This is a genomic window from Streptomyces sp. NPDC048172, assembly GCF_043202595.1.
Lineage (GTDB): Bacteria > Actinomycetota > Actinomycetes > Streptomycetales > Streptomycetaceae > Streptomyces.
Genome location: NZ_JBIDAT010000012.1, coordinates 133,592 through 158,530, shown reverse-complemented (window position 1 = coordinate 158,530; position 24,939 = coordinate 133,592). Strand labels below are relative to the sequence as shown.

Genomic DNA, 24,939 nt, shown 5'->3' with positions numbered 1-24,939 from the left:
CGGAGCCCGGTCGCGCCTCCTCGGCGCGACCGGGCTCCGTCAGCTGCCGGGGCCGTGCCGCTCAGGCCAGGCCCGCGCGGCGGAGGGCCTCCGCCATCTCGCTGTTGTTCGGCGCGGGCGCGCCGGAGCCACGGCCCCGGCCCTGGCCGCCCTTGCCCTGCGGCTTCCCCTGGCCCTGGCCGCCCTTGCCGCCACCGCCACGGTTGCCGCCGCCCTGGCGCTGGCGGGGCGTGCCGCCCCCGCGCTCACCGCCGCGCTCGCCGCCGCCCTTACGGCGCTGGCCCTGGCCGCCTTGACCCTGGCCCTGGCCGCCGCCACCGGCGGACTGCTCCTCGTCCAGCCGCAGCGTGAGCGAGATCCGCTTACGGGCCTCGTCCACCTCCAGCACCCGCACCCGGACGATGTCGCCGGGCTTGACCACGTCGCGCGGGTCCTTCACGAACGTCTTCGACATGGCCGACACGTGCACCAGGCCGTCCTGGTGCACCCCGACGTCCACGAACGCGCCGAAGGCCGCGACATTGGTCACCACGCCCTCCAGCACCATGCCCCGCTCCAGGTCGGAGAGCTTCTCCACGCCCTCCTTGAACGAGGCCGTGCGGAACGCCGGACGCGGGTCGCGGCCCGGCTTCTCCAGCTCCTTGAGGATGTCCGTCACGGTCGGCAGACCGAACGAGCCGTCCACGAAGTCCTTCGGGTCGAGCGCGCGCAGCGCCCGCTGGTTCCCGATCAGGGAGGGCACGTCGGCCCCGGTGGCCTTCACCATCGTCCGCACCACGGGGTACGCCTCCGGGTGCACGGACGAGGCGTCCAGCGGGTCGCTCCCCTCGCGGATGCGGAGGAAGCCCGCGCACTGCTCGAAGGCCTTCGGGCCGAGCCGCGCGACGCTCTTCAGCTCCTCGCGGCTCTTGAACGGGCCGTTGCTGTCGCGGTGCGCGACGATGTTCTCCGCGAGGGTGGAGCCGATGCCCGAGACGCGGGAGAGCAGGGGAGCGGACGCGGTGTTCACATCCACACCGACCCCGTTCACACAGTCCTCGACCACCGCGTCCAGGGAGCGGGAGAGCTTCACCTCGGACAGGTCGTGCTGGTACTGGCCGACGCCGATCGACTTCGGGTCGATCTTCACCAGCTCGGCCAGCGGGTCCTGGAGGCGCCGCGCGATGGAGACCGCGCCGCGCAGCGACACGTCCAGCTCGGGCAGCTCGCGCGAGGCGAACTCCGAGGCGGAGTAGACCGAGGCGCCCGCCTCCGAGACCATCACCTTCGTCAGCTTCAGCTCGGGGCGCGCGGCGACCAGCTCACCGGCGAGCTTGTCGGTCTCGCGGGACGCCGTCCCGTTCCCGATCGCGACCAGCTCGACCTTGTGCTCCTCGGCGAGCGCGGAGAGCTTCGCCAGCGACTGGTCCCACTGCTTCTGCGGCGCGTGCGGATAGACCGTGTCCGTGGCGGCGACCTTGCCCGTCGCGTCGATCACGGCGACCTTGACGCCCGTACGCAGGCCCGGGTCCAGGCCGAGCGTCGAGCGCGTGCCCGCGGGGGCGGCGAGCAGCAGGTCCCGCAGGTTCGTCGCGAAGACGCGCACCGCCTCGTCCTCGGCCGCGGTGCGCAGCCGCGTGCGCAGGTCGATGCCGAGGTGCACCAGGACGCGGGTGCGCCACGCCCAGCGGACCGTCTCGCCCAGCCACTTGTCGGCCGGACGGCCCTCGTCGCGCACGCCGAACTTGTGCGCGATCGAGCGCTCGTACCAGCTCGGGCCCTGCTGGGCCGGGTCCGCCGGGTCGGCGTCCGCGGCCTCGGGGTCGAGGTTGAGGTCGAGGACCTCCTCCTTCTCGCCGCGCAGCATCGCCAGCACCCGGTGCGAGGGCAGCTCGGTGAAGGCCTCGGAGAACTCGAAGTAGTCGGCGAACTTGGCGCCCTGCTGCTCCTTGCCCTCGCGGACCTTCGAGCCCAGCCGCCCGTGCTCCCACATCCGGTCGCGCAGGGCGCCGATCAGGTCCGGGTCCTCGCTGAACCGCTCGGCCAGGATGGCCCGCGCGCCCTCCAGGGCCGCGGCCGTGTCGGCCACGCCCTTCTCGGCGTCCACGAACGCGGCCGCCGCAGCCGCCGGTTCCACCGTCGGGTCCCCGAGCAGCCCCTCGGCGAGCGGTTCGAGACCGGCCTCACGGGCGATCTGGGCCTTGGTGCGCCGCTTGGGCTTGTAGGGCAGATAGATGTCCTCGAGGCGGGCCTTGGAGTCCGCCGCGCGGATCTGGGCCTCCAGCTCCTCGGTGAGCTTGCCCTGACCGCGCACGGACTCCAGGATCGTCTCGCGACGCTCCTCCAGCTCGCGCAGATAGCGCAGCCGCTCCTCCAGGGAGCGGAGCTGCGCGTCGTCGAGCATCTCGGTCGCTTCCTTGCGGTAGCGCGCGATGAACGGCACGGTCGACCCGCCGTCGAGCAGCTCGACCGCGGCGCTCACCTGCCGCTCGCGTACGCCGAGCTCCTCGGCGATCCTGCCTTCGATCGTCGTCGTCACGATGGTTGGTTCCGCCTTCTCGGTGCCTGTGGATCCCCCGTAAGCCTGCATTGTGGCAGGTGGCTCCGACAGACGGGCGACAGGCGGGACCCGGGTGGCGGCGGGGGCGGTCTCAGTCCGTTCTCAGTCCGTCCTCGGTCCGTTCTCAGTCCGTTCCGAAGAGCCCGTCGGGGTAGGCGCCCGCCTCCAGCGCGGCCCGTGTGAAGCCCCGGCCCAGTTCGGTGAGGCGCTCGACGCCCTCGGCGCCCAGGTGCTCGTACGGGGCACGGTCGAGGCGGTCGGTCTCCTCCTCCAGCCGCGCGCGCAGCGCCGTGCCCTCCTCCGTGATCCCGCCCTCGTCGTCCAGCAGCCCGCGCCCGGCGAGCCGCCGCTGCGCCGCCGCCCAGTCCTGCTCGTTGAAGCCGCGGGTGCGCAGGGCCCAGCCGGGGGAGAGGCCCCGGCCCCCGGCCGTATGGCTCACCTGGGCCTCCAGCGGGCCGAGTTCGGCCTCCTGGAGCACCGCCAGGTGCGCGTCGCCCCGGTGCTCGCGCAGCAGCGTGACCGCGTGCCACAGCGCGAGGTGCGGCGCCTCGGCGACGGGCGGCACGGGCAGGTCGGCGTTGGCGGCGTAGAGCGGGCGCCCCGGGCGTACGCACGCCTCGGCGGCGCGCAGCGCCAGCCGCGCGGCCTCCGCCATCTCCGGCGAGGCGGCGGCCTCGTCGCCCAGCAGGTGGCGCAGCGTCGTGTCCACGGCCCGCAGCCGCGCCGCCAGTACGGTCTCCGGCGAGGCGGACTCCCACACCTCGGGGACGTAGCGGGCGACCACGGCGTGGCTGAACGTGTAGAACGTCGCGGTGACGGCCCCGGCCCCCACGGCTCCGAGCGGCGCGGCCCGCATCGCGAAGTACGTCGCGTGCCAGTCGTCGATGCCGTACGGAGCCAGCTCTCTCCCCAGAGCCGGCGAGAAGTAGACGGTCGAGTGCAGGGGCTGAATGGCGTGGTGGCAGCGCCGCCCGGCGCGTTCGGGGAGTGACGTCATGCCCGTACGCTACCGGGGCGTTTCGGGACGTCTGAAGGGAGGGGAAGCAGAAACTCCGCCTCTTTGGCAAGGGGGGGAACGGGCCGTTCAGTGGGGCCACTTGAAGCGCGGAGCGCGGCGTTCCAGGAAGGCCGTGACCCCTTCGACGGCCTCCCCGCCGACCTCCGCCTCGCGCTGCCAGTGGGCGATCCGGGAGGCGTCCGTACGGCCGTCGGCGAACTCCTTGGCGGCGGCCTGGGTGAGCCGCGAGCGCGAGACCAGCGTCCGGGCGAACTCGGAGACCCTCTTGTCCAGTTCGCCGTCCGGGTGCGTCTCGTCGGCCAGTCCGGTGCGCAGGGCGCGCCCCGCGTCGATCAACTCGCCGGAGAAGAGCAGGTACTTGGCCGTGGCCGGGCCGACGAGACGGACGAGCCGCTCGGTGGAGGACGCCGCGTAGACGATGCCCAGTTTGGCCGGAGTGATCCCGAAGAGCGCGTCCTCCGAGGCGAAGCGGAGGTCGCAGGCGACGGCGAGCTGGCAGCCGCCCCCGACGCAGTGGCCCCGCACGGCCGCCAGCGTCGGCTTGGGGAAGGCCGCCAGCGCCTCCTCGGCCGCCACCGCGAGACCCTGCTGCTCCCGCGCGGCGTCCCCGTCCGCCGTGGCCCGCAGCGTGCCGATGTCGGCCCCGGCGCAGAAGGTGCCCTCGGCGCCCGTGAGGACGAGGACGCGCACGGTGTCGTCGGCCGCCAGCTCCTCCAGCAGGCGGGGCAGCCGGCGCCACATCGCGGGCGTCATCGCGTTCCGCTTCGCCGGGTGGTGCAGCGTGACGGTCGCGATACCGTCGGCCCGCGCGGTGCGCAGAGACGGTTCCGAGGAGGGCTCCATGGCCGGGATCGTATCCCGCCGGAACATGCCCCGAGCGGTCGCAGGATCAGTCAGAGACCTGACTCCCGCGTAAGTCTTCTGTCAAATGCCATCGATAAGTGCCGACTTGCAGTCAGCGGACCGGACCAGCCCCTCGGAGTACCAACACTCGGTGCAAGTGCATCTGCAAGAACGCTGTGCACGTGCGTGGCATACGAAGAGAGCGGGGTGCGGAGGATGGAGAGCCGCGGTGTGCAGGAGCGTGCCGAGCGCACGGAGGCCGTGGAGCGGCCCGTACGCGCGGAGCGCGCCGAGCGCCGGGCGTACGAGGGCGCCTGGAGGTTCACCGCGCCTGCCCTGGACGCGTCGGTGCCGCAGCTGCGGCACGCCGTGCGCGATCTGCTCAGGCGGCAGTCGACCCCGGTGCCCGACGATGTGGAGCAGGGGCTGCTGCTGATCCTCTCCGAGCTGGTCACCAACTCCGTGCGGCACGCGGCGCTGCTCTCGCCGGAGATCGGCGTCGAGGTCTCGCTCGGCGGGGGCTGGCTGCGCGTGGCCGTGGAGGACGACCACCCCTACCGGCCCAAGGCCCTCGCCGCCGCACCCGACGAGGAGCTGACGAACGGACGCGGACTGCTGCTGGTCAAGGCGGTCACGGCGGAGGCGGGCGGCGTCTGCGACGTGGAGCAGACCGGCGCGGGCGGCAAGGTGATCTGGGCGGCCCTCCCCCTGCCCGGGGCATAGACCGACCCCCGGCCGGAACGCGGCCGGGGGTCGGGCCGTCGGGTCAGCGCCGGACCTCGGATCAGGGCCGGGCCTCGGATCAGGGCCGGGCCTCGGATCAGGGCCGGGCCTCGGGTCGGCGCCGGACCGGGGTCACCACCCCGCCCCGTCTCCCGTCACCTCGCGGACCGCGGGCCGCGCCGCGTCCAGCACCGTCATGAACCAGGTCGAGAAGGTGTCCTCCGCGTGCCGCTTCTCCAGCTCCTCCGGCGTGACGAAGACCGTCTCGGCGATCTCCTCCGGATCCGGCCGCAGCGGATCCCGCACCAGCCCCACGAAGAGGTGGTTGAACTCCTGCTCCACGAGACCCGAGTCCGGGTCCGGGTGGTTGTAGCGGACCGTGCCCGCCTCGCCCATCAGCGACGGCGCCACCCCCAGCTCCTCGCCGACCCGCCGCGCGGCGGCGGCGAACGGGGGCTCCTCCGGGTACGGGTGGCCGCAGCAGGTGTTGGACCAGACCCCGGGGGAGTGGTACTTGCCGAGCGCGCGGCGCTGGAGCAGCAGCCTGCCCTCCTCGTCGAAGAGGAAGACGGAGAACGCTCTGTGCAGGCGGCCGGGGGGCACATGCGCCGAGAGCTTCTCCGCGGTGCCGATCGTCGTCCCGTCCTCGTCGACCAGTTCGAGCATGATCGGGGCCGCTGAGCTGTTCGCCATGTTGTTCCTTCTCGTGGGCGCCTGGACCGCGTCGTCCCGGGGACGGCCCCGGGGTATCTGAGTAATCAGCGTGATCCAGTGTGCCGCAGCCGGACCCCCGACCCGGCGCGGTGAACGCATCTGACCGGAACGGGTCCGGACAGGTGCACGATGTGTACGTCAGCTTGTACGTCAGCGCGCCTCGGGATGGCGCAGGAGCCAGCCCTCCCACGCGGAGGCCACCATGTCCCGCACGCCGAACCGCGGCTGCCACCCCAGCTCCTTGCGGATCCGCTCCGCCGAGGCCACCACCCGGGCCGGGTCGCCCGCGCGGCGGGGCGCGACCCGCGCCGCGGGCTCGCGCTTTCCGGTGATCTCCGCGACGAGGTCGGCCATCTCACGCACGGAGACGCCCTCGCCGGTCCCGATGTTCACCGTCAGGTCGCCCGTGCCCTCGCCCTTGCTCCCGCCCTCGCCCAGCCCGCGCGCCGCGGCGACGTGCGCCTCGGCCAGGTCCTGGACGTGGATGTAGTCGCGGACGCAGGTGCCGTCCGGCGTGGCGTAGTCGTCACCGAAGATCAGTGGGGCCTCGCCGCGCGTGAGGGCGTCGAAGAACATCGGGACGATGTTGAAGACCCCGGTGTCGGCCAGCTCGGGCGCCGCGGAGCCCGCGACGTTGAAGTACCGCAGGCAGGCCGTCTCCAGCCCGTGCGCCCGGCCCGCGGCGCGCACCAGCCACTCGCCGGTGAGCTTGGTCTCGCCGTACGGGTTCATCGGGACCGCGGGCGTGTCCTCCGTCACCAGGTCCACGTCCGGCATGCCGTACACGGCGGCCGAGGAGGAGAAGACGAAGCGCCGGACGTCCGCCGCGACGACGGCCTCCAGCAGCACGGTGAGCCCGTGCACGTTCTCCCGGTAGTAGCGCAGCGGCTGCTCGACGGACTCGCCGACCTGCTTCTTCGCTGCGAGATGGATCACTCCCGAGACGCCGTGCTCCGCGAGCGTACGGTCGAGGAACGGCCGGTCCAGCACGGAGCCCCACACCAGCGGGACGCTCTCCGGCAGCCGCGAGGGGTCTCCGCTGGAGACGTCGTCCAGCGCCACGGCCCGTTCGCCGGCAGCCGCCATCGCCCGCGCCACGTGCGCGCCGATGTAGCCGGCCCCACCTGTGATCAACCACGTCATGACGGAACCCTATCGGGCTCCGGACGGGGCTCCGGTTGTGAGCCACGGCCATGATCCACCATGCTGTCCCCGGCAGCCGTTCCCCGTGCAACACCGCAGCGGTGAACGCACGGTGAAGGCTCGCTCCGGCGATCCGATACTCTCTGCCGACATGCCGCCCCGCCCCCGAACGGGCGAGGGCGTGCCCTGCCCGCTGCCCGGTTGTCCCCCGGTGGGCGTGCCAGCTTCCAAGGAGTGAGTTCGTTCTGTCGACCGCCATTCTCACCGGTCCGCCGGTCGCCGGGTCGTCGCTGGAGGGCGACCTGCGGTCGCTCGGGTTCGACGTGCGGGTGGCCGCGGACGCGGCCTTGGTGGCCCCCGAGCTGTCCGAGCTCCCCGCGAACGAGCGCGTCGCGCTGATCGACCCCGGCTTCGTCGGCCACCCCCACGCCCTGCGGCTCGCGCTCACGGACCCCCGCTTCGACGCGGGCGCCGTGCCGGGCGCGGTGGGAGTGGCCCCGGCGGCCCGCGCGCAGCTGGCCCGCATCGTCTCGCTGCGCCCCGGGGTGTCGGCGGACGAGGCCGCCGAGGCGCTCGGCACCGAGGGCGTCGCCGTGCACCGGCCCGAGCTGGGCGTGCTGGTCGCCGCCGTGCCGCGGGACGACGCCGCGCGGCGCGAGGCCCAGGAGTCCGTGGCCGCCGTGGACGACGAGGCCGTACGGCTGCGCTCCGCGGTGAAGGCCCGCGACGGCTTCTTCACCACCTTCTGCGTCAGCCCCTACTCGCGCTACCTCGCCCGCTGGTGCGCCCGCCGCGGGCTGACCCCGAACCAGGTCACCACCGCCTCGCTCGCCGTCTCGCTGATCGCCGCCGCCTGCGCCGCGACCGGCGAGCGCGCCGGGTTCGTCGCCGCGGGCGTGCTGCTGATCGCCTCGTTCGTGCTCGACGCGACCGACGGCCAGCTCGCCCGCTACGACCTCCAGTACTCCAAGCTCGGCGCCTGGCTCGACGCGACCTTCGACCGCGCCAAGGAGTACAGCTACTACGCGGGCCTCGCGCTCGGCGCGGCCCGGGGCGGCGACGACGTATGGGCCCTGGCGCTCGGGTCCATGATCCTGATGACCGCGCGGCACACCGTCGACTTCGCCTTCAACGAGGCGAACGCGACGGACCCGGGAGAGTCCGGCACGGGCAACAACAGCCCCACCGCCGCGCTCTCCGGCAAGCTCGACAGCGCGGGCTGGACGGTCTGGGTCCGGCGCATGATCATTCTGCCGATCGGCGAGCGCTGGGCGCTGATCGCGGTCCTCACCGCCGTCACCACGCCGCGGATCACGTTCGTCGTCCTGCTGATCGCCAGCGCCTTCGCCGCCTGCTACACGACGGCGGGCCGGGTGCTGCGCTCGCTCCGGGCGCGCGGCCGTACCGACGCAGCCGCCGAGTCGACCGCCGCGCTCACGGACAGCGGGCCGCTCGCCGAGCTGGCCGCACGGGCGCTGCGCGGCGTGCGCCTGCCGCGCTTCGGCACGCCCGCCGTGGCCTTTCTGGGTACGGCCGTGCTGCTCGCCGTCGCGCTGTGGACCCCGCTCGGCAGCGTCTGGCCTGTGCTCGCCGCCCTCTTCTACGCCCTGTGCTCCGGCCTCTCCCTGGCGCGCCCCCTCAAGGGCGGGCTGGACTGGCTGCTTCCGCCCCTCTTCCGTATCGCGGAATACACCACCATCCTGGTCCTTGCCGCCCGCGCGGAGGTGAACGGCGCACTGTCCGCGGCTTTCGGGCTGGTGGCGGCGGTCGCCTACCATCACTACGACACGGTGTACCGCATCCGCGGCGGCACCGGGGCGCCCCCGCACTGGCTGGTGCGGGCGGTCGGGGGGCATGAAGGCAGGACCCTGCTGGTCACGATCGCCGCCGCCCTCTGGCTGGGCGGCGGAGGTCAGGACTCTCAAGGCTTCAGTTTTGCGCTGACCGCGCTCGCCGTGGTCATCGCGGCCGTGGTGCTCGTAGAGAGCATCCGTTTCTGGGTGTCCTCGCACGCACCCGCTGTACACGACGAAACAGGAGAACCCGCATGATCGGCCTCGTGCTGGCTGCCGGCGCCGGACGGCGTCTGCGCCCCTACACCGACACCCTGCCCAAGGCCCTGGTGCCCGTCGGGCCCGAAGGGAACGAGGAGAGCACGACCGTCCTCGACATCGCCCTCGGCAACTTCGCCGAGATCGGCCTGACCGAGGTCGGGATCATCGTCGGCTACCGCAAGGAGGCCGTGTACGAGCGCAAGGAGGCCCTGGAGCAGAAGTACGGCCTCAAGATCACGCTCATCGACAACGACAAGGCCGAGGAGTGGAACAACGCCTACTCCCTGTGGTGCGGCCGTGACGCCATCAAGCACAGCGTGATCCTCGCCAACGGCGACACCGTGCACCCGGTCTCCGTCGAGCGCTCCCTGCTGGACGCGCGCGGCGACGGCAAGAAGATCATCCTCGCCCTCGACACCGTCAAGGAGCTGGACGAGGAGGAGATGAAGGTCGTCGTGGACCCCGAGAAGGGCGTCCAGAAGATCACCAAGCTGATGGACCCCGCCGAGGCCACCGGCGAGTACATCGGCGTCACGCTCATCGAGGGCGAGGCCGCCGACGCGCTGGCCGACGCCCTGAAGGCCACCTTCGAGCGCGACCCGCAGCTGTACTACGAGGACGGCTACCAGGAGCTGGTCAACCGCGGCTTCCAGGTCGACGTCGCGCCCATCGGCGACGTCAAGTGGGTCGAGATCGACAACCACGACGACCTCGCCAAGGGCCGGGAGATCGCATGCCAGTACTGACCCGCCTCATTCCGTCGCCCGTAGTCGTCGACATCAGCCGCGGCGCCCTGGACGACCTGGCGGGCCTGCTGGCCGATCAGCGGATCTCCTCCAAGGGCAAGCTCGCCTTCGCCATCTCCGGCGGCAGCGGCGCGGCACTGCGCGAGCGCTTCGCGCCGGAGCTGCCCAATGCCTCCTGGTACGAGGTGGGCGGCGGCACCCTCGACGACGCGATCAAGCTCGCCGACGCCATGAAGTCGGGGCGCTACGACGCGGTCGTGGGCCTCGGCGGCGGCAAGATCATCGACTGCGCGAAGTTCGCGGCAGCCCGCATCGGCCTGCCGCTGGTCGCCGTCGCGACGAACCTGTCGCACGACGGCCTGTGCTCGCCCGTCGCCACGCTCGACAACGACGCGGGCCGCGGCTCGTACGGCGTGCCCAACCCGATCGCCGTCGTCATCGACCTCGACGTCATCCGCGAGGCCCCGGAGCGCTACATCCGCTCCGGCATCGGCGACGTGATCTCCAACATCTCCGCCGTCAAGGACTGGGAGCTGGGGCACGAGGTGCGCGGCGAGGACATCGACGGCCTGGCGGCCGCCATGGCCCGCCAGGCGGGCGAGGCGATCCTGCACCACCCGGGCGACGTCAGCGACGACGGCTTCCTCCAGGTGCTGGCCGAGAGCCTGGTCCTCACCGGGATCTCGATGTCGGTCTCCGGCGACAGCCGCCCGGCCTCGGGCGCCTGCCACGAGATCAACCACGCCTTCGACCTGCTCTACCCCAAGCGCGCGGCGCCGCACGGCGAGCAGTGTGGCCTGGGCGCGGCGTTCGCCACGTATCTGCGCGGGGACAAGGACACGTCGAAGCGGATGGTGGAGGTGCTCCGCCGCCACCACCTGCCGGTGCTGCCGCAGGACATCGGCTTCGACCCCGACGAGTTCGTCAAGGTCGTGGAGTACGCCCCGCAGACCCGCCCCGGGCGGTACACGATCCTGGAGCACCTCGACCTGTCCACCGACCAGATCAGGGACGCGTACGCGGACTATGCACAAGCCATCGGTAGCTGAACTGCGGCCGGTCGTTCACCCCGCCGGGGTGAAGGACCGGCGCAGCGGTGAGCACTGGGCGGGCCGGCTCTACATGCGGGAGATCTCCCTGCGGGTGGACCGGCACCTGGTGAACACCCGGGTCACGCCCAACCAGTTGACGTACGTGATGACCCTCGCCGGTGCCCTCGCGGCCCCGGCGCTGCTGGTGCCCGGCATCCCCGGGGCCGTGCTCGGCGCGCTGATGGTCCAGCTCTACCTGCTGCTCGACTGCGTCGACGGCGAGGTGGCCCGCTGGAAGAAGCAGTACTCGATGGCCGGGGTCTACATGGACCGCGTCGCCGCCTACCTGTGCGACGCCGCGGTCCTGGTCGGCCTCGGCCTGCGCGCCGCCGACCTGTGGGGCGGCGGCCGTATCGACTGGCTGTGGGCGTTCCTCGGCACCCTGGCTGCGCTCGGCGCCATCCTGATCAAGGCGGAGTCGGACCTCGTCGGCGTGGCCCGGCACCAGAACGGGCTGCCGCCGGTGCAGGAGGCCGCCTCCGTGCCGCGCTCGTCCGGCATGGCGCTGGCGCGCCGGGCCGCCTCCGCGCTCAAGTTCCACCGGCTGGTCCTCGGCATCGAGGCCTCGCTGCTGATCATCGTCCTGGCGGTCGTGGACACGGTGCGGGACGACCTGTTCTTCACCCGGCTGGGCGTCGCGGTCCTCGCGGCCATCGCGCTGCTGCAGACGCTGCTCCACCTGGTGTCCATCCTCGCCTCCAGCAGGCTCAAGTGACGGGGGGCGAGAGGACCATGCGGCTCGGCGCTGTCGTGCTCACGATGGGTAACCGCCCCGAGGAGCTACGGGCGCTCCTCGACTCGGTCGCCAAGCAGGACGGCGAGCCCGTCCCGGTCGTGGTGGTCGGTAACGGCGCGCCGCTGCCGGAGTTGCCGGAGGGTGTACGGACGGTCGAGCTTCCGGAAAATCTCGGGATCCCCGGCGGCCGTAACGTCGGCATCGAGGCGTTCGGCCCCTCCGGTTCCGAGGTCGACGCGCTGCTCTTCCTGGACGACGACGGGCTGCTCCCGAGGGCGGACACCGCGCAGCTGGTCCGCGAGGCGTTCGAGGCCGACGGGAAGCTCGGCATCATCAGCTTCCGCATCGCCGACCCCGACACGGGGGAGACCCAGCGCCGCCACGTCCCGCGGCTGCGCGCCTCCGACCCGATGCGCTCCTCGCGGGTCACCACCTTCCTGGGCGGCGCCAACGCCGTCCGCAGCCAGGTCATCGCCGAAGTCGGCGGCCTGCCCGACGAGTTCTTCTACGCCCACGAGGAGACCGACCTCGCCTGGCGTGCCCTCGACGCGGGCTGGATGATCGACTACCGCGCCGACATGGTGCTGAACCACCCCACCCACCCCCCGTCCCGGCACGCCGTCTACCACCGGATGGTCGCCCGCAACCGCGTGTGGCTCGCCCGCCGCAATCTGCCCCTCCCGCTGATCCCCGTGTACCTGGGTGTCTGGCTGCTGCTCACGCTCGCCCGGCGCCCCTCCATGCCCGCGCTGCGCGCCTGGCTCGGCGGATTCAAGGAGGGCTGGACCACTCCGGCGGGTCCTCGCAGGCCCATGCGGTGGCGTACGGTATGGCGTCTGACGCGGCTGGGACGCCCTCCCGTGATCTGACAGGCTCGTGTCTGAGAGCATCAGCACAGGATCCACTTGCGCAGTGTGAGGACGAGAGTTTCCAACGTGAGCGAGACAACCCGCGACGGTGCCGTCGGCGTGACCCCTCCGCCGTCCCTGGACGACCGTCTGACCCCGGCCGAACTCGCGGCCAAATACGGCCTGTCGGTCAGTGGCGCCCGCCCCTCGCTGTCGGAGTACGTCAGCCAGTTGTGGGAGCGGCGGCACTTCATCCTCGCCTTCTCCCGGGCGAAACTGACGGCCCAGTACAGCCAGGCCAAGCTGGGCCAGGTGTGGCAGGTCGTCACCCCGCTGCTGAACGCGGCGGTCTACTTCTTCATCTTCGGCCTCATCATGGGCGGCCGTAAGGGCATCCCGGGCGGTGAGGACAACTACATCCCGTTCCTGGTGACGGGCGTCTTCGTCTTCACCTTCACCCAGACCTCGGTGCTCAACGGGGTCCGGGCGATCTCCGGGAATCTGGGCCTGGTCCGGGCCCTGCACTTCCCCCGGGCCTCGCTGCCCATCTCCATCTCGCTCCAGCAGCTCCAGCAGCTGCTGTACTCCATGATCGTCCTGGTCATCATCCTGCTGGGCTTCAAGCAGTTCCCCGGCTGGTCGTGGCTGCTGATCGTCCCGACGCTGGCCTGCCAGTTCGTCTTCAACACCGGCATGGCCCTGATCATGGCCAGGCTCGGCAGCAAGACCCCCGACCTGGCCCAGCTGATGCCCTTCATCACCCGGACCTGGCTGTACGCGTCCGGCGTGATGTTCTCGATCGACTACATGCTCAAGGAGCGGAACGCTCCGAACTGGCTGATCGACACCCTGATGAGCAATCCGGCCTCCGTCTACATGGACCTGATGCGCTTCTCGCTCATCGACGGCTACACCGGCGCCCACCTCCCGCCGCACGTCTGGATGCTGGCCGTCGGCTGGGCCGTGGTGGTGGGCATCGGAGGATTTGTTTTCTTCTGGAAGTCGGAGGAGCGTTATGGCCGTGGCTGAGCACACCGAGCGGAGCGGTGCCCCCGCGGAGTCCGGGGAGAAGACCCCGGCGGAGGCCGCTCAGACCCCCGGCCCCTGGGTGCCGACCATCATCGCCGAGGACCTGCACATCGTGTACCGGGTCTACGGCGGCTCGAAGGGCAAGGGCAGTGCCACGGCCGCGCTCAACCGGATGATCCGGCGCAAGCCCGCCGCGGGCATGCGCGAGGTGCACGCGGTGCGCGGCGTCAGCTTCACGGCGTACAAGGGCCAGGCCATCGGCCTGATCGGCTCCAACGGCTCGGGCAAGTCCACCCTGCTCAAGGCCATCGCCGGGCTGCTGCCCGCAGAGCGGGGCAAGGTCTACACCGACGGCCAGCCCTCGCTGCTGGGCGTGAACGCGGCCATGATGAACGACCTGACGGGCGAGCGGAACGTGGTGCTGGGCGGTCTCGCGATGGGCATGTCCCGCGAGGAGATCGCCGAGCGCTACCAGGGCATCGTCGACTTCTCGGGGATCAACGAGAAGGGTGACTTCATCTCGCTGCCGATGCGCACGTACTCCTCCGGCATGGGTGCCCGGCTGCGGTTCTCGATCGCCGCGGCCAAGGACCACGACGTGCTGATGATCGACGAGGCGCTGGCCACGGGCGACAAGAAGTTCCAGAAGCGCTCCGAGGCCCGCATCCGCGAGCTGCGCAAGGAGGCCGGCACGGTCTTCCTGGTCAGCCACAACAACAAGTCGATCCGCGACACGTGCGAGCGGGTCCTGTGGCTGGAGCGGGGCGAGCTGCGCATGGACGGCCCGACGGACGAGGTCATCAAGGAGTACGACAAGTTCACCAGCAAGTAGCGCCGCCCGCCCGCGCGGCGACAGCGTGACGGAGCCCCCGCCGGTCACCGGCGGGGGCTCCCTCGTGTCCCGGGCTCATACGCCCGCGGGCGTGCGGGACTCCGGCTCCTCCCCGGCGGGCCCGGCCTCGCTCAGCCCGGCCCTGGCGTGCAGCCGCTTGAGCGGTCCTGGCGCGTACCAGGCCGTCCGCCCGAGCAGCCGCATCGCCGCCGGTACGAGCACGCCGCGCACGGCGACCGCGTCGATGAGGATGGCGAGGCCGCTGCCGAGGCCGAACATCTGCAGGAAGCTGACCTCGCCCGTCGTGAAGGCGAAGAAGCTGACCGCCAGCAGCCCGGCCGCCATGGTGACGATCCGCCCGGTGCGCGAGAGCCCGCCCGTCACGGCCGTACGGGTGTCGGCGCCCGCGTCGTGCAGCTCCTTGATGCGGCTGGTCACGAAGACCTCGTAGTCCATCGAGAGGCCGAAGACGATGCAGAAGAGCAGCACGGTCATCGAGGTGTCCATCGGCATCGGCGTGAAGCCGAGCACCGAGGAGAGATGGCCGTCCTGGAAGATCCACACCATGATGCCGATCGACGCGGCCAGGCTGATCCCGTTCAGCACGATGGCGCGCAGCGGCTGCACCACGCTGCCGGTGAAGAGGAAGAGCAGGACGAACGTCGTACCGAGGACCATGGCGACCGCGGCGGGCAGCCGGTCGCCGATGGCCTGCTTGGAGTCGATCAGCGCGGCGTCCCGGCCGCCGACCAGCGTCCCGGCGCCGCCCGGCCCGTCGAGCGCGCGGATCTCCCGCACCAGGTCCTGCGCCGCGCCCGAGGCGGGGGCGAGCCGGGTCGTGACGGTGAGCCGCCGCGTGTCGTCCGGCGCGGTGTACGCCTTCTCGGCGGGCCCGGGAGCGCGGACGGACCGGCCGTCCTCGTAGGTCCCGGTCGGCGCCTGGACGCGGACGACGCCCTCGGTCCGGGAGACCTCACGGGCGTACGCGCCGACCTGATCGTCGCTGGTGACGGGCCGGGCGGTGACGACGGACACGGCGTCGCCGCTGTTGCCGTCGAAGTCCTCCTGGAGCGCGGTCGCGACCTGCCTGCTCTCCGCGCTGCCGGGCAGCACCCGCTCGTCGGGCGAGCCGAAGGTGGCGCCCAGCAGCGGGCTCGCGGCGAGGAGCAGCACGGCGAGGACGGGCAGCGCGGTGAGCGCGGGCCGCTTGAAGACGGCCCCCGCGAGCCGCCCCCACAGCGGGGCCTCGGGCTTGCGCACGGCCTCGGCCCAGGGGAGCCGTCCCCGGTTCACCCGGTGCCCGAGCAGGGCGAGCAGCGCGGGCACGACGAAGAGCGCGGCGAGCGCGGCGACGGCGACCACGCCCACCCCGGCGTACGCGAACGAGCGCAGGAAGTACGGCGGGAAGAGCAGCAGCGCGGAGAGCGCGGCGACGACGGTGGCGGCGGAGAAGAGGATGGTGCGGCCCGCCGTCCGTACGGTCGTACGGAGCGCGTCCGGGATCTCGTCGCCCGCGCTGAGGCGCTCGCGGAAGCGACTGACGAGCAGCAGCCCGTAGTCGATCCCGAGGCCGAGGCCGAGCGCGGTGGTGAGGTTGATGGAGAAGACGGAGACGTCGGTGAGGCTGCCGAGCACGAACAGCTCGGCGAAGGTCCCGAGGATCGCGATCAGCCCGATGGCCAGCGGCAGGAGCGCGGCGAGGACGCTGCCGAAGGCGGCCACCAGCAGGAGCAGGGTGAGGGGCACGGCGATGGCCTCGGCGAGGGCGAGGTCGGCTGCGACCTGTCCGTTGATGTCCTCGCCGAGCATCGCGGAGCCGCCCGCGCGTACGTGCACGGGGCCGCGGTCCCCGGTCCAGTTCTCGGAGACGGCGGCGGCCACGTCGGAGTCGTCCTCGTCGATGTGCGCCGTGACCAAGGCCTCGGTGCCGTCGCGCGAGGCGAGGGCCGAGCCGCCCGGCGACCAGTAGGACATGGCCTGGGTGACGCCGGGCTCCCCGGCGAGCCCCTCGGTCAGCTCGCGCCCGGCCTTCCGGGTGGCGGGCGAGTCGAGCTTGCCGTCCTCGGCGCTGACGAGCAGCACGACGTTCGGCTCGCCCCCGAACTTCTCGTCCAGCACGGCGGCGGCGCGCGACGAGGGCGAGGCCGGGTCGTCGAAGCCGCCGCCCTGGAGCTTGCCGAAAGCCCCCACGCCCAGGGCGCCCATGGCCACGACGACGAGGAACGAGAGGACGAGGACGAGCCGTGCCCTGCGATGAGCGAGGTCGGCGATGCGTCGGAGCATGGTGATCCCCCTGGGGGAGTAGCCGTCGGCGCGATGTTCACGCCGTTAACATCGAGCATGGCAGGGGATGTTAATGGCGTCAACATCGGGCAGGATGGAGGCATGGAGGCCAAGAGCGCGGAGAACGGTGACAGAGCGGCACAAGGCGGCGTCCGGCCCAGGGACCGGTACCACCACGGAGACCTGCGCAACGCGCTGATCGAGGCGGCCACCGGGCTCGCCCGCGAGGGCGGCCCCGGCGCCGTCGTGCTGCGCGCCGCCGCCCGCCGCGTCGGCGTGTCGCCCACCGCCGCCTACCGCCACTTCGAGGGTCAGGCCGACCTGCTCGACGAGGTCAAGCAGTACGGCCAGCGCCACCTCGCCGAGACCATGGTGGAGGCGGGCGCCGCGATCGAGGGCGAGGGGCCGGAGGCCGCCGTCGCCCGCATCCGCGCCCTCGGCCGCGGCTACGTCCGCTTCGCGGTGCGGGAGCCCGGCCTCTTCTCCACCGCCTTCGGCGGCACGGAGATGACGCCACTGGTCGTGGGTGAGGGCGAGAGCGGAGGCGTCGATCCGGAGGACCAGCCCTGGCGGGCCCCGGCCTTCGACATGCTCGCCGCCTCCCTCGACGCGCTCCTCGCCTGCGGCCTGATGCCGCCCGAGCGCAGGCCGGGTGCGGAGGTCAGCGCCTGGGCCATGGCCCACGGGCTGGCCACGCTCGTTCTCGAGGGTCCGCTCGCGGGCCTGCCCGCCGATACGTTCGAACGTCTCGTCGAGCGCGCCCTGTCGGACCTCGTCGCCGGTCTCACGGCACCCGTCTCCTGAGTCTCGAACGGCTGTCCGTTCCTCGGGAATAACCCCCCGCACGCGGGGTTGATGTACGGCGTAAGCTGTTTCGGTGCTGATTCGCGGCAAGTCGGGCGAAGAAGCGCCCATCTCGCCGTGCCCTTGGCCGGTTATGAGGGTAAGTGTGTGCGGCGTGTCCGAAATAGGATGTTCTGGCGCAGCGGTGTAGAAACGGAGATGTGACGGCAATGGCTACTGGCAGCACGTGGTGACCGCGGAGGAGGACGCGCACGCGCGCGCCGTGCTCGCCAAGGCCGCGCGCGAGAACTTCCCGGTGGCCCCCCGCTTCCTGCCGCGCGAGTGGCGCGACGACCTGATGGCCGTCTACGGATACGCCCGGCTCGTCGACGACATCGGGGACGGCGACCTCGCCCCCGGCGGAGCCGACGCCGTCTCCCTCGGGCTCTCCGCCGAGCAGACGTCCGACCGGCCCGCCATGCTCGACGCGTTCGAAGCCGACCTGCGCCGCGTCTTCGCCCGCACGGGCCCGCCCCCCGGGCATCCCCTGCTGCGCTCGCTCGTCCCCACGGTGCGCCGCCGCTCCCTCACCCCCGAGCCCTTCCTCGGACTGATCGAGGCCAACCGGCAGGACCAGAAGGTCCGCCGGTACGCCACCTACGGCGATCTGCTCGCCTACTGCGAGCTGTCCGCCAACCCCGTCGGCCGCCTCGTCCTGGCCATCACGGACTCCGCCACCCCCGAGCGCGAGCGCCGTTCCGACGCAGTCTGCACCGGACTGCAGATCGTCGAGCACCTCCAGGACGTGGCGGAGGACCTGGCGAGGGACCGTGTCTACCTGCCCGCCGAGGACATGGACCGCTTCCGCGTGGCCGAGGCCGACCTCGCCGCGCCGAGCGCGAACGCCTCGCTCCGTGCCCTCGTCGCCTTCGAGGCGGAGCGCGCGGAGGAACTGCTCGCCGAGGGCACCCCGTTGGCGCGCAGCGTCCACGGCAGACTGCGGATCCTGCTCGCGGGCTTCACCGGCGGAGGACGGGCCGCCGTCAAGGCCATCCGGGCCGCGCGATATGACGTACTGACAGGAACTCCCCGGGCCGGAGCGCTCAGCGTGCTGCGCGAGGCAAGGGCGAGCCTGCGAAGAGAGGGGTGACCGAAGTGGACAGAGCCAGGTCCGTACAGCAGATGCCCCCACAGGTGGCGGCCGCTTACCGCTACTGCGAAGCCGTCACCGGGCAGCAGGCCCGGAATTTCGCCTACGGGATCCGGCTGCTGCCGACCGGGAAGCGCCAGGCGATGTCCGCGCTCTACGCCTTCTCCCGGCGCGTCGACGACATCGGCGACGGCGCGCTGGACGCCGAGGCCAAGAGGCTGCGGCTGGAGGACACCAGGGCGCTGCTCGTCAGGATCAAGGACGGCGGCGTCCCCGTCGACGACACCGACCCGGTCGCCGTCGCCCTCAGCCACGCCGCGCGGAGCTACCCGATCCCGCTCGACGGCCTCGACGAGCTGATCGACGGCGTCCTCATGGACGTACGGGGAGCGACGTACGAGACGTGGGACGAACTCAGGGCGTACTGCCGGTGCGTGGCGGGCGCGATCGGGCGGCTCTCGCTCGGCGTCTTCGGTACCGTCCCGGGCGCACGGGACGCCGCCCGCGCCCCCGAGTACGCCGACACCCTGGGGCTCGCGCTGCAACTCACCAATATTCTCCGGGACGTAAGGGAAGACGCGGACAACGGACGCACATATCTTCCCGCGGAGGATCTTGAGAAATTTGGCTGCTCGGGGGGATTTCACAGCGACATGGTGCCGCCCGGGGCCGACTTCACCGGGCTCGTGCACTTCGAAGTCCGGCGTGCCCGCGCGCTGTTCGCCGAGGGCTACCGGCTGCTGCCGATGCTCGACCGCCGCTCGGGCGCCTGCGTCGCCGCGATGGCCGGGATCTACCACCGCCTCCTCGACCGGATCGCCGCCGAGCCCGAGGCCGTGCTGCGCGGGCGCGTCTCGCTCCCCGGCCGCGAGAAGGCGTACGTCGCGGTGCGCGGCCTGTCCGGCCTCGACGCCCGCCAGGTGTCGCGGCAGGGGACGCGGGGGAGCGCGTGATGCCACCGCCCGGGGCGTCCCGGCGGGCAACCCGCCCCTCGGGCACGGCGTCCCAGCGGGCACGGACCACACGGAAGCTTTCGCACACGGGGGAGGAGCGCCCATGACGGCCGACGAGGCGCGGTCCGCGGCGCGTTCCGAGGAGCGGCACACCGGGCAGCGGAGCCGCCGCGCCGTCGTCCTCGGCGGCGGCCTCGCCGGTGCGACGGCGGCGCTGGAGCTGGCCGACGCGGGCCTGGAGACGACGCTGGTCGAGACCCGCCCCCGGCTCGGCGGGCTCGTCTTCTCCTTCCGCCGCGACTCGAAGGCGGGCGCGCTGACCGTCGACAACGGGCAGCACGTCTATCTGCGCTGCTGCACCGCCTACCGCTGGTTCCTGGAGCGCGTCGGCGCCGCCGGACTCGCCCCGCTCCAGCGGCGGATGGACGTCCCCGTCCTCGACGTCGCGCCCGAGCGGCCCCGCCTCGGACGGCTGCGCCGTACGGCCGCGCCCGTCCCGCTGCACCTCGCGGCGAGCCTCGCGACCTACCCGCACCTCTCGCTCGCCGACCGCGCCTCGGTGGGCCGCGCGGCCCTCGCGCTCAAGGCCCTCGACCCCGCCGACCCCGCGCTCGACGGCATCGACTTCGCCACCTGGCTGCGGCGGCACGGCCAGTCGGACCGCGCCGTCGAGGCGCTGTGGGACCTCGTCGGCGTCCCCACCCTCAACGCCTACGCGCCCGACGCCTCGATGGGGCTCGCGGCGATGGTCTTCAAGACCGGGCTGCTCTCCGAGCCCGGCGCCGCCGACATCGGCTGGGCCCACTCCCCGCTGGGCGACATCCACGACGTCCTCACCCGCGCCGCCCTCGACAGGGCGGGCGTCCGCACCCTGCTCCAGACGCGCGCCCGCGCGGTCGAGCCCGCGGGGGACGGCCCCGGCTGGCGGGTCACCGCCGAAGGGCGGGACGGCGCCGAGGAGCTGGAGGCGGGCACCGTCGTGCTCGCCGTCCCGCAGCAGGAGGCACACGGCCTGCTCCCCGAGGGGGCGCTGCCCGACCCGGACGCGCTCCTGGACATCGGCACGGCGCCGATCCTGAACGTGCACGTGATCTACGACCGCAAGGTGCTGCGCCGCCCCTTCTTCGCCGCGCTCGGCACCCCGGTCCAGTGGGTCTTCGACCGTACGGCCGCCTCCGGACTCACCGGCGGCGGGCAGTATCTCGCGCTCTCGCAGTCCGCGGCGCAGAAGGAGATCGACCTGCCCGTCGCGACCCTGCGCGAGCGCTACCTCCCCGAGCTGGAGCGGCTGCTGCCCGCGGCACGGGGAGCGGGTGTGCGCGACTTCTTCGTCACCCGCGAGCGCACCGCCACCTTCGCGCCCACCCCCGGCGTCGGACGCCTGCGCCCCGGTCCCCGTACCGAGGCGCCCGGCATCCACCTGGCGGGCGCGTGGACCGCCACCGGATGGCCCGCGACCATGGAGGGCGCCGTCCGCAGCGGGGCGGCAGCCGCGCGCGAGGCCCTCGCCGTGCTGGGCCGACCGCAGGAGAGAGAACCGGTTCCCGGCTCGTCCGGCATTCCCGGGACGGAAGGAAGGGCCATCACATGAGCACCCTCGACGCAGCGAGCACCGCAAGCACAGAACACAGAGGAGACCCTGTGACCCCGGCTCACCCGCGCCCCGCCGACTCCGGGGACGCCACCGAGAGCGTCCGCGCGCTGCTGGAGCGCGGGCGCACGCTCGCCACGCCGGAGCTGCGCGCCGCCGTCGACCGGCTCGCGCCCCCCATGGACACCGTCTCCGCCTACCACTTCGGGTGGATCGACGCGGAGGGCCGCCCCTCGGCGGCGGACGGCGGCAAGGCCGTCCGCCCCGCGCTCGCGCTGCTCTCCGCCGAGGCCGCCGGGGCGCGGCCCGAGACGGGGATCCCCGGTGCTGTCGCCGTGGAGCTGGTGCACAACTTCTCCCTGCTGCACGACGACCTGATGGACGGGGACGAGCAGCGCAGGCACCGTGACACGGTGTGGAAGGTCCATGGCCCCGCGCAGGCGATCCTCGTCGGCGACGCGCTCTTCGCCCTCGCCGGCGAGATACTGCTGGAGCTCGGGACCGCGGACGCCGGGCGCGCGATGCGGCGTCTCACGTACGCCACCCGCCGGCTGATCGACGGGCAGGCCCAGGACATCTCCTACGAGCACCGCGACCAGGTCACGGTCGAGGAGTGCCTGGAGATGGAGGGGAACAAGACGGGCGCGCTGCTGGCGTGCGCCGCGTCCATCGGCGCCGTCCTGGGCGGAGCCGACGACCGTACGGCCGACGCGCTGGAGTCGTACGGGTACCACCTCGGGCTCGCCTTCCAGGCGATCGACGACCTGCTCGGCATCTGGGGCGACCCGGACGCCACCGGCAAGCAGACCTGGAGCGACCTGCGCCAGCGCAAGAAGTCCCTGCCCGTCGCCGCGGCCCTCGGCTCGGACGGCGAGGCGGCGGCGCGGCTGGCCGAGCTGATGACGGCCGACGCGAAGAAGAGCCAGGCGGAGTTCGAGGACTTCGACGAGGCGGAGTTCGCCGAGCGCGCCGCGCTCATCGAGCGGGCGGGCGGCCGCGAGTGGACCTCCCAGGAGGCCCAGAGGCAGCACCGTACGGCGATCGAGGCGCTCGACTCGATCGAGATCCCGGGCCGGGTGCGCGAACAGCTCACCGCGCTGGCCGACTTCGTGGTCGTACGGCAGAGATGACGTTTTCTGGCAGGGCGCTTGATTCCGGTCTTTTAGGAGACTTCGAAAGGAGAAGCGATGACAGCCACGACGGACGGACCCGCTGGACCAGGCGTCTCCGGTACGAAGCAGACGGTCCGGGATTCCCCCGGACCCGAAGCCCCCGGACCTGAAGCCCCCGCCCGGGAGAGCCTGACCGCACTCGCGGAGCGGACCGCGGCCCGCGCCGTCGACCACCTGCTGGCCCGGCAGGACGAGCAGGGATGGTGGAAGGGCGACCTGGAGACCAACGTCACCATGGACGCCGAGGACCTGCTGCTGCGGGAGTTCCTCGGCATCCGGGACGAGCGGATCCTCCGGGCCGCCGCCAACTTCGTCCGCGCGCAGCAGCGCGAGGACGGCACCTGGGCCACCTTCCACGGCGGCCCCGGCGATCTGTCCGCCACGATCGAGGCGTACGTCGCCCTCAAGCTCGCGGGCGACGATCCCGAGGACCCGCACATGGCGCGCGCCGCCGCGTGGGTCCGCGAGCGCGGGGGAGTGGCCCGCAGCCGCGTCTTCACCCGTATCTGGCTCGCGCTCTTCGGCTGGTGGCGCTGGGACGACCTGCCCGAGCTGCCGCCCGAACTCATCTACCTGCCCAAGTGGTTCCCGCTCAACATCTACGACTTCGGCTGCTGGGCCCGGCAGACCATCGTGCCGCTCACCGTCGTCTCCGCGCTGCGGCCCGTGCACCCCGCGCCGTTCCGCATCGACGAGCTGCACCGCGACCCGGCCCGCCCCCTCCCGCCCTCCCGGATGGCACCGGCCACCACCTGGGACGGCGCCTTCCAGCGCATCGACCGCGCTCTGCACGCGTACCGCAAGGTGGCCGTCAAGCCGCTGCGGCGGGCCGCGCTCAAGGACGCCTCCCGCTGGATCATCGAGCGGCAGGAGAACGACGGCTGCTGGGGCGGCATCCAGCCCCCCGCCGTCTACTCCCTGATCGCGCTGCGGCTCCTCGGCTACGACCTGGACCACCCGGTGCTCCGCGCCGGACTGGAGTCCCTCGACCGGTTCGCGGTCTGGCCCGACGAGGAGACCCGGATGATCGAGGCGTGCCAGTCGCCCGTCTGGGACACCTGTCTGGCCTCCATCGCCCTCGCCGACGCCGGGCTCCCGCGCGACCACCCCGCGCTCGTCAAGGCCGCGGACTGGATGCTGGCCGAGCAGATCGTCAGGCCCGGCGACTGGTCCGTGCGGCGGCCCCAACTGCCGCCCGGCGGCTGGGCGTTCGAGTTCCACAACGACAACTACCCCGACATCGACGACACCGCCGAGGTCGCCCTCGCGCTGCGCCGCGTCGACCACCCCGAGCCGGAGCGCGTGGACCGGGCCGTGGGGCGCGCCGTGCGGTGGAACCTGGGGATGCAGTCGAGCGACGGCTCCTGGGGCGCGTTCGACGTCGACAACACCAGCAAGTTCCCCAACCGGCTGCCGTTCTGCGACTTCGGCGAGGTCATCGACCCGCCGTCGGCCGATGTCACCGGGCACGTGCTGGAGATGCTCGCCGCCGAGGGCAGGCAGGGGGAGCCGCGCGCCCGTAAGGCCATCTCCTGGCTGCTCGCCGAACAGGAGTCCAACGGAGCCTGGTTCGGGCGCTGGGGCGTCAACTACCTCTACGGCACGGGATCCGTCGTGCCCGCCCTCGTCGCCGCCGGGATGCCCGTCTCGCACCCGGCCGTCCGCCGCGCGGTCAGCTGGGTGGAGAGCGTCCAGAACGACGACGGCGGCTGGGGCGAGGACCTGCGCTCGTACATCGACGCCGACTGGATCGCCAACGGCACCTCCACCCCGTCCCAGACCGGCTGGGCGCTGATGACGCTGCTCGCGGCGGGCGAGCGGGACTCCAAGGCCGTCGAGCGCGGCATCGGCTGGCTCGCCGAGCAGCAGCGCGAGGACGGCTACTGGGACGAGCCCTTCTTCACCGGCACCGGGTTCCCCTGGGACTTCTCCATCAACTACCACCTCTACCGGATGGTCTTCCCGCTCACCGCGCTCGGCAGGTATCTGCACGGGGACGGGCTGGACCATCTCCTCGCACGCCGGGACGCCTGATGGACGGCCCGAGTGCCCCGGGCCCGCTGCTGATCGCGTGCGCGCTCGGCATCGAGCGCCTGGCGCTCCGCGGCGGCCCGGGGCGCTCGGGCCCCGACCCGAAGGACGCCCCGGGGCCCGTGTCGGTGCTCCGCACCGGCATGGGGCCGCAGGCCGCGCGGCGGGCCGTGGCCCGTGCGCTGCGGGACGAGGCCGTGCCCGGCGGCACGGCCGTGCTCGCCACCGGATTCTGCGCGGGGCTCGCCCCCGGGATGCGCCCCGGGGACCTCGTCGTGGCCGACGAGACCCGGGACGGCCCGGAGCGCACCCCCTGCACCGGCGCCGAGCTGCTCGCCGCGGCGCTGACACCGTACGGAACCGTCCACACCGGGCCGCTCGTGGGCAGCGGCCATGTCGTACGCGGACCGGAGCGTGCCGTGCTCCACGCCGCGGGCGCCCTCGCCACCGACATGGAATCGGCCGCCACCCTGCGCACCGCCGTCACGGGGACCGCACGACGCCCTGTTGCGGCCGTACGAGTGGTGGTGGACGCTCCCGGACATGAACTGATTCGCATGGGGACGCTGCGGGGTGGAATATCGGCATTCCGCGTGCTCCGCGGTGTCCTGCCCGCATTCCTCGAATGGCACCGATCGTTGCTGCTCCCCTGGAGGTGAG

At 72.6% G+C, this 24,939-nt stretch carries 21 protein-coding genes; 15 read left to right on the top strand and 6 right to left on the bottom strand.

Going from position 1 to position 24,939, the window contains the following annotated elements; all coding sequences use genetic code 11:
* Positions 1-61: 61 nt before the first annotated feature.
* From ACGF3A_RS39275 to ACGF3A_RS39265, 3 genes are all read right to left on the bottom strand, one after another.
* Positions 62-2,518, bottom strand: coding sequence for a Tex family protein (locus ACGF3A_RS39275; protein ID WP_393735340.1), 2,457 nt, complete (start codon positions 2,516-2,518; stop codon positions 62-64).
* 145 nt (positions 2,519-2,663) lie between these two features.
* Positions 2,664-3,536: a hypothetical protein gene (locus ACGF3A_RS39270; protein ID WP_393735339.1), complete on the bottom strand. Its 873-nt coding sequence runs from the start codon at positions 3,534-3,536 to the stop codon at positions 2,664-2,666.
* Positions 3,537-3,623: 87 nt separating this feature from the next.
* Positions 3,624-4,400, bottom strand: a complete 777-nt coding sequence (locus ACGF3A_RS39265; RefSeq protein WP_393735338.1) for an enoyl-CoA hydratase/isomerase family protein — start codon at positions 4,398-4,400, stop codon at positions 3,624-3,626.
* A 216-nt stretch (positions 4,401-4,616) separates the two neighbouring features.
* On the opposite strand from ACGF3A_RS39265, the gene ACGF3A_RS39260 reads away from it, so the two are divergent.
* On the top strand, positions 4,617-5,123 hold the full coding sequence (locus tag ACGF3A_RS39260; protein ID WP_393735337.1) for an ATP-binding protein: 507 nt from the start codon (positions 4,617-4,619) through the stop codon (positions 5,121-5,123).
* Between the two features lie 132 nt (positions 5,124-5,255).
* Here the strand turns inward: ACGF3A_RS39260 and idi are convergent, their stop codons facing one another.
* Together idi and galE are read right to left on the bottom strand one after the other, a co-directional pair.
* The gene (gene idi / locus ACGF3A_RS39255) at positions 5,256-5,816 is read right to left on the bottom strand and encodes an isopentenyl-diphosphate Delta-isomerase (protein WP_393735336.1); all 561 of its coding nucleotides are present in this window, start codon (positions 5,814-5,816) and stop codon (positions 5,256-5,258) included.
* A gap of 171 nt (positions 5,817-5,987) precedes the next feature.
* Entirely contained in the window at positions 5,988-6,980 is a 993-nt protein-coding gene (gene galE / locus ACGF3A_RS39250; protein WP_393735335.1) for a UDP-glucose 4-epimerase GalE, read from the bottom strand.
* A 245-nt stretch (positions 6,981-7,225) separates the two neighbouring features.
* On the opposite strand from galE, the gene ACGF3A_RS39245 reads away from it, so the two are divergent.
* From ACGF3A_RS39245 to ACGF3A_RS39215, 7 genes are all read left to right on the top strand, one after another.
* Positions 7,226-9,031, top strand: coding sequence for a DUF5941 domain-containing protein (locus ACGF3A_RS39245; protein ID WP_393735404.1), 1,806 nt, complete (start codon positions 7,226-7,228; stop codon positions 9,029-9,031).
* Positions 9,028-9,780 carry a sugar phosphate nucleotidyltransferase gene (locus ACGF3A_RS39240; protein WP_393735334.1) on the top strand — a complete coding sequence of 251 codons (753 nt, stop codon included), beginning with the start codon at positions 9,028-9,030 and terminating at the stop codon, positions 9,778-9,780. Before ACGF3A_RS39245 ends, ACGF3A_RS39240 begins: the two co-directional genes overlap by 4 nt.
* Positions 9,768-10,829, top strand: a complete 1,062-nt coding sequence (locus tag ACGF3A_RS39235) for an iron-containing alcohol dehydrogenase family protein (protein WP_393735333.1) — start codon at positions 9,768-9,770, stop codon at positions 10,827-10,829. Before ACGF3A_RS39240 ends, ACGF3A_RS39235 begins: the two co-directional genes overlap by 13 nt.
* The gene (locus tag ACGF3A_RS39230) at positions 10,807-11,586 is read left to right on the top strand and encodes a CDP-alcohol phosphatidyltransferase family protein (protein WP_393735332.1); all 780 of its coding nucleotides are present in this window, start codon (positions 10,807-10,809) and stop codon (positions 11,584-11,586) included. The genes ACGF3A_RS39235 and ACGF3A_RS39230 overlap by 23 nt, the downstream gene beginning before the upstream one ends.
* Before the next feature lie 17 nt (positions 11,587-11,603).
* Positions 11,604-12,476, top strand: a complete 873-nt coding sequence (locus tag ACGF3A_RS39225) for a glycosyltransferase family 2 protein (protein ID WP_393735331.1) — start codon at positions 11,604-11,606, stop codon at positions 12,474-12,476.
* Between the two features lie 66 nt (positions 12,477-12,542).
* A complete protein-coding gene (locus ACGF3A_RS39220) occupies positions 12,543-13,484 on the top strand; it encodes an ABC transporter permease (protein ID WP_393735330.1) in 942 nt (313 codons plus the stop codon).
* Positions 13,471-14,316 (top strand): ABC transporter ATP-binding protein, encoded by an 846-nt coding sequence (locus ACGF3A_RS39215; protein WP_393735329.1) that lies wholly within the window; start codon positions 13,471-13,473, stop codon positions 14,314-14,316. The genes ACGF3A_RS39220 and ACGF3A_RS39215 overlap by 14 nt, the downstream gene beginning before the upstream one ends.
* Before the next feature lie 75 nt (positions 14,317-14,391).
* Here the strand turns inward: ACGF3A_RS39215 and ACGF3A_RS39210 are convergent, their stop codons facing one another.
* Positions 14,392-16,599: an MMPL family transporter gene (locus tag ACGF3A_RS39210; RefSeq protein ID WP_393735328.1), complete on the bottom strand. Its 2,208-nt coding sequence runs from the start codon at positions 16,597-16,599 to the stop codon at positions 14,392-14,394.
* Between the two features lie 102 nt (positions 16,600-16,701).
* On the opposite strand from ACGF3A_RS39210, the gene ACGF3A_RS39205 reads away from it, so the two are divergent.
* The 7 genes from ACGF3A_RS39205 to ACGF3A_RS39175 all read left to right on the top strand — a co-directional run bounded on the left by ACGF3A_RS39205 (position 16,702) and on the right by ACGF3A_RS39175 (position 24,938).
* Positions 16,702-17,403 carry a TetR/AcrR family transcriptional regulator gene (locus tag ACGF3A_RS39205; protein ID WP_393735327.1) on the top strand — a complete coding sequence of 234 codons (702 nt, stop codon included), beginning with the start codon at positions 16,702-16,704 and terminating at the stop codon, positions 17,401-17,403.
* A gap of 226 nt (positions 17,404-17,629) precedes the next feature.
* Positions 17,630-18,532: a squalene synthase HpnC gene (gene hpnC, locus ACGF3A_RS39200; protein ID WP_393735326.1), complete on the top strand. Its 903-nt coding sequence runs from the start codon at positions 17,630-17,632 to the stop codon at positions 18,530-18,532.
* A gap of 32 nt (positions 18,533-18,564) precedes the next feature.
* Positions 18,565-19,485, top strand: coding sequence for a presqualene diphosphate synthase HpnD (gene hpnD / locus ACGF3A_RS39195; RefSeq protein WP_393735403.1), 921 nt, complete (start codon positions 18,565-18,567; stop codon positions 19,483-19,485).
* 103 nt (positions 19,486-19,588) lie between these two features.
* Positions 19,589-21,076 carry a hydroxysqualene dehydroxylase HpnE gene (gene hpnE, locus ACGF3A_RS39190; protein ID WP_393735325.1) on the top strand — a complete coding sequence of 496 codons (1,488 nt, stop codon included), beginning with the start codon at positions 19,589-19,591 and terminating at the stop codon, positions 21,074-21,076.
* Positions 21,073-22,206 carry a polyprenyl synthetase family protein gene (locus tag ACGF3A_RS39185; RefSeq protein WP_393735324.1) on the top strand — a complete coding sequence of 378 codons (1,134 nt, stop codon included), beginning with the start codon at positions 21,073-21,075 and terminating at the stop codon, positions 22,204-22,206. Before hpnE ends, ACGF3A_RS39185 begins: the two co-directional genes overlap by 4 nt.
* A 57-nt stretch (positions 22,207-22,263) precedes the next feature.
* The gene (shc, locus tag ACGF3A_RS39180) at positions 22,264-24,282 is read left to right on the top strand and encodes a squalene--hopene cyclase (protein WP_393735323.1); all 2,019 of its coding nucleotides are present in this window, start codon (positions 22,264-22,266) and stop codon (positions 24,280-24,282) included.
* The gene (locus ACGF3A_RS39175) at positions 24,282-24,938 is read left to right on the top strand and encodes a 1-hydroxy-2-methyl-2-butenyl 4-diphosphate reductase (RefSeq protein ID WP_393735322.1); all 657 of its coding nucleotides are present in this window, start codon (positions 24,282-24,284) and stop codon (positions 24,936-24,938) included. Before shc ends, ACGF3A_RS39175 begins: the two co-directional genes overlap by 1 nt.
* The last annotated feature ends 1 nt before the right edge of the window (position 24,939 follow it).

Bases quoted from the DNA above. Each gene is read 5' to 3' on its own strand.
- hpnD (WP_393735403.1), top strand. From the start codon at position 18,565: ATGCCCCCACAGGTGGCGGCCGCTTACCGCTACTGCGAAGCCGTCACC.
- ACGF3A_RS39260 (WP_393735337.1), top strand. From the start codon at position 4,617: ATGGAGAGCCGCGGTGTGCAGGAGCGTGCCGAGCGCACGGAGGCCGTG.
- ACGF3A_RS39215 (WP_393735329.1), top strand. From the start codon at position 13,471: ATGGCCGTGGCTGAGCACACCGAGCGGAGCGGTGCCCCCGCGGAGTCC.
- ACGF3A_RS39225 (WP_393735331.1), top strand. From the start codon at position 11,604: ATGCGGCTCGGCGCTGTCGTGCTCACGATGGGTAACCGCCCCGAGGAG.
- ACGF3A_RS39270 (WP_393735339.1), bottom strand. From the start codon at position 3,536: ATGACGTCACTCCCCGAACGCGCCGGGCGGCGCTGCCACCACGCCATT.
- ACGF3A_RS39185 (WP_393735324.1), top strand. From the start codon at position 21,073: ATGAGCACCCTCGACGCAGCGAGCACCGCAAGCACAGAACACAGAGGA.
- ACGF3A_RS39175 (WP_393735322.1), top strand. From the start codon at position 24,282: ATGGACGGCCCGAGTGCCCCGGGCCCGCTGCTGATCGCGTGCGCGCTC.
- ACGF3A_RS39240 (WP_393735334.1), top strand. From the start codon at position 9,028: ATGATCGGCCTCGTGCTGGCTGCCGGCGCCGGACGGCGTCTGCGCCCC.
- ACGF3A_RS39265 (WP_393735338.1), bottom strand. From the start codon at position 4,400: ATGGAGCCCTCCTCGGAACCGTCTCTGCGCACCGCGCGGGCCGACGGT.
- ACGF3A_RS39230 (WP_393735332.1), top strand. From the start codon at position 10,807: ATGCACAAGCCATCGGTAGCTGAACTGCGGCCGGTCGTTCACCCCGCC.
- galE (WP_393735335.1), bottom strand. From the start codon at position 6,980: ATGACGTGGTTGATCACAGGTGGGGCCGGCTACATCGGCGCGCACGTG.
- idi (WP_393735336.1), bottom strand. From the start codon at position 5,816: ATGGCGAACAGCTCAGCGGCCCCGATCATGCTCGAACTGGTCGACGAG.
- hpnE (WP_393735325.1), top strand. From the start codon at position 19,589: ATGACGGCCGACGAGGCGCGGTCCGCGGCGCGTTCCGAGGAGCGGCAC.
- ACGF3A_RS39205 (WP_393735327.1), top strand. From the start codon at position 16,702: ATGGAGGCCAAGAGCGCGGAGAACGGTGACAGAGCGGCACAAGGCGGC.
- shc (WP_393735323.1), top strand. From the start codon at position 22,264: ATGACAGCCACGACGGACGGACCCGCTGGACCAGGCGTCTCCGGTACG.
- ACGF3A_RS39235 (WP_393735333.1), top strand. From the start codon at position 9,768: ATGCCAGTACTGACCCGCCTCATTCCGTCGCCCGTAGTCGTCGACATC.
- ACGF3A_RS39210 (WP_393735328.1), bottom strand. From the start codon at position 16,599: ATGCTCCGACGCATCGCCGACCTCGCTCATCGCAGGGCACGGCTCGTC.